Genomic DNA, 937 nt, shown 5'->3' with positions numbered 1-937 from the left:
GCCATGATCAAACTCTTCAATTTAAAGTTTGATGCTCAAAGAAACTGACCGTTCATTCGTAATGAATTCACTGTTGTTCACTCTTCAAGACTTTAAAACGTATTTTTTGGTGATACGGTCTTGTGAGTGCCCACACAGATTGTCTGATTAATTGTTAAAGAGCAGGCTGAATTAAAAAATGACATTCTCGTTCAGCCGGGCTGCGTATACTACGCTTTTCGCCCGCAGAGTCAAGCGCTTATTCGCTTTCCCTCTGCCTGACCTCACAATGTTTATCAGCGTTGTGTCGGTCAGTGGGGCGCATTATAGGGAGCTCAGATTTTTATACAATACTTTTTTTCACATTTATCACCAACAGGCGAATCCTTGTTCTTTTTGAGTGAAATTTCAACCAACATAGCCCAATTCAGCAAGTTTCTTTCATTGCATACTGGTATTTTCCTCACTAAAATCTTCTTTAAAGTAAATCTCCATTTTGTAGTGGTATAAGAATTCCGGACATCTCACAAGCCTGCTAATCTGATTAACAGTGAAAGTGAGGTATGATGATGAAATTGAAACAGCCAAGATGCCACTATTCCGCTGAATTCAAGTTGGAAGCGGTTCAGCAAGTCATTCTTCATCAGCAACGTGTTGTTGATGTGGCTCGCGCTTTGGGGATAGATACCAGCACACTCGGAAAGTGGGTACGTCAATATAAAGCTGAACAACAGGGGATGACCCCAGCGGGTCAGGCTTTGACTCCCGAACAACGCCGTATACAAGCGCTGGAAAAACAGGTCAGACGCCTGGAAATGGAAAAAGAAATCCTAAAGCAGGCGGCCGTGCTGATGAGCGAACTGCGGACCGGACCTATTCGCTGATCACACGGCTGAGCGCCCAGTGGCCAGTTAAGGATTTATGCCAGACGCTTCAGGTGTCGCGCAGTGCCTATTAT

General features: G+C 44.3%; 1 protein-coding gene. It reads left to right on the top strand.

Annotated features, from left to right (window positions below; all coding sequences use genetic code 11):
- Positions 1-548: 548 nt before the first annotated feature.
- Positions 549-863 (top strand): transposase, encoded by a 315-nt coding sequence (locus D3222_RS24765; RefSeq protein WP_157975451.1) that lies wholly within the window; start codon positions 549-551, stop codon positions 861-863.
- The last annotated feature ends 74 nt before the right edge of the window (positions 864-937 follow it).

The organism is Photorhabdus sp. CRCIA-P01 (genome assembly GCF_003545805.1).
GTDB lineage: Bacteria > Pseudomonadota > Gammaproteobacteria > Enterobacterales > Enterobacteriaceae > Photorhabdus > Photorhabdus antumapuensis.
Note: the sequence above shows the minus strand (reverse complement) of the source record. Positions and strands in the feature narration are given on the sequence as shown.

Excerpts from the sequence above, each read along its gene's own strand:
- D3222_RS24765 (WP_157975451.1), top strand. The coding sequence starts at position 549 with ATGAAATTGAAACAGCCAAGATGCCACTATTCCGCTGAATTCAAGTTG.